A 4,185-nucleotide genomic window follows, 5' to 3' on the forward strand; every position below is an offset into this window, starting at 1 on the left:
GCCCAGAACCCGGCTGCGACGAAGACCAGGGCAAGCGCGATGCCGAGGCGGAAGGTCAGCGTGTCGGATGCGGCCAGCGGCTCGGCGCCCAGGCCGACATCCAGCGCATCGGCGCCGATGGTGGCGGGCGGGATGATGCCGAGATAGATCAGCGCGGTCGCCAGGCCGGCGGCGAAGAGGAGCGGCAAGGCGCGCGGCCGGTAGAGCGCCACTGCCAGCAGCGCGGCGAGCAGCACCGCGCCGTGCGAGGCATAACCCGCCTTGGCAAACACCGGATCGACCGACAGCCCGAGCGCGGTCAGCGCAACGAAGAAGCCGGGCGCGATTGATGGCCAGTCGAAGCAGGGCTCCGCGTCGTCGCGGCCAGCAGTCAAGAAATCGGCTAGCCAGACGAAGCCGAGCACGGCAAGCGAGGCCAGGCTGATGAACAGCACCGTCGAGAGATTCACCTCCGGTGCATTGGTCATGTAGACGATGGTCCAGATGCCGGTGCCGGCGAAGGCTGCCGCGACAAGCGCCTTCCAATCGCGGATGCGGGCGATAGCCGCCGTGGCGGCAAGCACGATCGCCAGGTAGACGAACAGCGCCCACGGGTTCGGCGCCTCCGAGGCGACGAGGGCCGGCGTCACCATGGCACCGACGAGGCCGATGCCGGCCAGCGCCAGGCCGTGGACCAGCGAGACGGCAATGGTGGCGACGCCGATCGCGCCGAGCAGCGTGAAGGCGAGCGCGGGGCCGATAAAGCCGTAGATGCCATAGGCTGCATAGACGGTGCCGAACAGGATGAAGGCGCCGGCGCCCGTCAGAATCGCCGGGATGTAGGCGCCGGCAGCTCCCTGCACCGGCACCCGGAAGCCGGTGCGGCGGATGAACTCGGCGCCGGCAAGCAGCACAAGACCGAGAACGCCGGCCATGGTCAGTCGCACGCCGGGGCCGAAAATGCCGGCCTCGATCGTGTAGCGGATCAGGAACAGGCCACCCAGCGCCAGCGCGATGCCGCCGACCCAGACCGCCCAACGCGTGCCGAGGGCCGTCTCGACATCGCGGGCGGCCCTTGCAGGTACTGCCGCTTCGGCCGGCGCGGCAGGTTGCGTCAATTGTCCCTCTCCGGCGGGTTCGGACGGAGTCCCCTCGCCCGCTTGGGCTGGCGCTTCGGCTTTTGGCTCGTCGGGCGTCGCGGCGGCTGTGGCCTGCGGGGCTGCTTCACCTGCCGGCGACGTGACCGCTGCGGCAATCACGGCGGGACCTTCGCCTGCAGCAGCTTCCGCGACCTCGCCAGGCCGGGGCGCGGGCTGCGGGATGCCCGAAAGCACCAAGCTGCGCAGCGCGCCAAGCTCGCGCTCGATCAGTCCGAGGCGCGTTTGCTGGCGTGAAATGATGACGAATAGAGCGATGACGGCGGCAATGGCGATCAGGCCGAAAAACATGGCGGTTTCCCCTCAAAACCGTGCCAGTCGTGGCCGACAAATGCGGCGATGAGACGGCTACCCAATCAGCGCCCTGCCGGCCTGCAAGATCGAGCATGTTTCGGCGCCGATTGCCAGCGACCGCAGGCTTTATCCAACGGCGATACGTCGAAGCGGCTGAGGCTCGGGCCGCAAATTGCCGGCCGCTCGCCGCGGACCACTCGTGCTATCCTCGAACGCTAGCGGGAATTAACAAGAGGATGACCGATGCCGCAACGAAGCGCGGGCCTGCTGATCTTCAAGCAAACCGCCGGTGTGTTCGAGTTCCTGCTGGTCCATCCCGGCGGACCGTTCTGGGCAAGGAAAGATGAAGGGGCCTGGTCGATCCCGAAGGGGCTGATCGACGATGGCGAGGACGATCTCGTGGCCGCTCGGCGTGAGGCCGAGGAGGAGCTAGGCGTCGCGATCGACGGCGATTTCCAGCCAGTCGGCAGCTACAAGCAGCCGGGCGGTAAAATCGTGATCGCCTGGAGCGTCGAAGCGGACATCGATGTGGATGCCGTCAGGAGCAACATGTTCACCATGGAATGGCCGCCAAGGTCGGGAGCCATGAAGGAATTTCCCGAAGTGGACAAAGCCGGCTGGTTCTCGCTCCCAGACGCCGGTCTCAAGATCCTGAAAGGCCAGCGTCCCATCCTCGACGATTTTCTGGAGCGACGGCGAGCCGATTAGATCCTCGCCTCATTCGCGGCAATCACCTTCACCGCCACCTGATGCCGGCGCAGCGCCGCGAGGAATCCAGCGCGGGCGTCGGGCGGCTCGATGCCGCGCGGCTCATAAACGTGGCGGGTGAAGAAGAAGCCGGTCAGCCGGAAGGCGTCCTCGAGCGCCGCGGCATCGGCGCGCACGCCGGTGCCGCGCTGCAGGAAGGCCGGCAGCGCCAGCATCTTGTCGTGCCAAGCCGCGCCCGCGGCGCGCGAGACGGCGCGTCCGGATTTCGGCGAGACATAGGCGAGATCCTGCCGTGATCCGGTCGCCGCGCACTGGCTGAGGTCGAGGCCGAAGCCGAGTTCATCCAGGATCAGCAATTCGAAGCGCGCCACCAACTCGCCCGCGGCATCGGCATCGCCCAGATGGGAGATCATCACCGCAAGAGCCTCGTAGAGGCCGCCATGGGCATCGCGTTCGGGCAGAAGCCTGAGATGCGCGGCCATGGTCTGCAGGCCGTAGACGGCGACTGCGCTGTCCATCAGCCGGGCGGCGTTCATCTCGATCGCCTCGGCCTGGAAGATGCCGAGATGCTCGTCGAGACGCGCCCGCCACAAAAGATCGACGCGATTGCCGGGCTGCAGCACCGGCTGCTGCTTGCGCGAGCGGCCGCCCCGCACCAGGCCGAGATGCCGGCCATGGGCGCGCGTCATCACCTCGAGGATGGCGCTGGTTTCGCCATGCCTGCGGGTGCCGAGAATGATTCCCTCGTCGCGCCATTCCATACGTCGAGCTTTTCACCTGTTGGGCGGCGAAATCAAGATTGCCGTCCGTGACCCAAAATCTGTCCTGACAGTGATGGCAGGCAACATCTGCCGCTGCCGCCGAGGCGGCAATATCGGAAAATTCTCAGAAACCGTTCGGGATTTTTCGGCCGCGCCGGCGCCAAATACCGGCACGTTGACCGGGTGAACCGGCGCAGACCGCCGAGCGGCTCGGCTGGCTTTTTCCCGAAGCGTCGACCTCTCGGGCAGGCGACCACTCGCAACAATGGCCCGATGAGAGGACCGTTATGAGCTCCTTCCTGGGCGAGGTGCGCGGGCACCAGTTGACCATCTTCTTTTCGCTGGCGCTCGGCCTGACATGGCTGGCGTTCATTCCCTTCTATCTGTCGCATGGCGAGAGCATTCCCTGGTTCACCTTCGGACCGGCAATCTCGGGCTTCACCGTCGCGGCACTCGCCGGCGGCTGGGGCGCGGTGAAGACCATCCTCGCCTCGATGGTGAAATGGCGCGTTCGCCCGATCTGGTATCTGGTGGCGGTCGGCCTGCCGTTCGGGACACAGCTCGCCTCGATCCTGATCAATCCGTTCCTCGGTTCGGCGGAGCCGTCGTGGGGGAACATTCCTACCTTCTCCGAGGTGGCGCCCATGATCGCGCTCTATGCCGTGTTCAGCGGTCCGCTGGGCGAGGAACCCGGCTGGCGCGGCTTCGCGACCCCGCATCTTCTTGGCCGTCGCCCCGCGCTCGCCGGCAGCCTGATCCTCGGCGTGATATGGGCAATCTGGCACTTGCCGCTCGGCCTGCTCGGCGATCTCAGCCTCTACAGCACGATCAACGTCGTGCTGGCCGGGATCGTCTTCACCTGGCTTTACCAGAACACGGGCAGCGTATTGCTGGCCATCCTGATGCATGTCTCACACCAGAACAGCGTACGCTTCCTCGCCAAGGTGTTCGTCGACGGCGACTATATCCAGCAGCAATGGCTCGGCGTCGCGATCTGGGCGGTCATCGCGGTCGCGATCGTTGCCTATTACGGCACGGAAAGCTTTGTACGGCGGCCTGCGAAGCGACTTGCCACTGCATGGATACTCGACCGGTGAGGGCGCCTGCTCGGCGCCGTCATCCCCATTTGCGATGATCGGCGAGCACTTCGTCGATCACCCGGCGCTGCCTCCCGACCTCGGCCTGGTTGGCGTCGTGACCGGCAACGGTGATGAGCGCCTTCCACAGCGTCCAGCCGCGTCCGCGCGCCCAGGTCGCGTCATCGACGGCGATGCGCGCGCCGAGAT

General features: G+C 66.5%; 5 protein-coding genes. 3 read left to right on the top strand and 2 right to left on the bottom strand.

Annotated features, from left to right (window positions below):
- Nucleotides 1-1,427, bottom strand: a 1,427-nt coding sequence (locus EOA60_RS21465) for a DUF2339 domain-containing protein (RefSeq protein WP_164899447.1), incomplete at its 3' end; no start/stop codon positions are given.
- A 246-nt stretch (nt 1,428-1,673) separates the two neighbouring features.
- On the opposite strand from EOA60_RS21465, the gene EOA60_RS21470 reads away from it, so the two are divergent.
- Nucleotides 1,674-2,138 (top strand): NUDIX domain-containing protein, encoded by a 465-nt coding sequence (locus tag EOA60_RS21470; RefSeq protein WP_127336040.1) that lies wholly within the window; start codon nt 1,674-1,676, stop codon nt 2,136-2,138.
- On the opposite strand, the gene recO is transcribed toward EOA60_RS21470, so the two are convergent.
- Entirely contained in the window at nt 2,135-2,899 is a 765-nt protein-coding gene (gene recO, locus EOA60_RS21475; protein ID WP_067321116.1) for a DNA repair protein RecO, read from the bottom strand. The two genes, EOA60_RS21470 and recO, sit on opposite strands and share 4 nt — an antisense overlap.
- 19 nt (nt 2,900-2,918) lie before the next feature.
- Here recO and EOA60_RS37715 point away from each other — a divergent pair, with 19 nt between their 5' ends.
- Nucleotides 2,919-3,086: a hypothetical protein gene (locus EOA60_RS37715; RefSeq protein WP_164899448.1), complete on the top strand. Its 168-nt coding sequence runs from the start codon at nt 2,919-2,921 to the stop codon at nt 3,084-3,086.
- A 100-nt stretch (nt 3,087-3,186) separates the two neighbouring features.
- A complete protein-coding gene (locus EOA60_RS21480; protein WP_095823679.1) occupies nt 3,187-3,996 on the top strand; it encodes a type II CAAX endopeptidase family protein in 810 nt (269 codons plus the stop codon).
- Nucleotides 3,997-4,185 lie beyond the last annotated feature (189 nt).

The sequence above is a fragment of the Mesorhizobium sp. M1A.F.Ca.IN.020.06.1.1 genome, assembly GCF_004023265.1.
GTDB lineage: Bacteria > Pseudomonadota > Alphaproteobacteria > Rhizobiales > Rhizobiaceae > Mesorhizobium.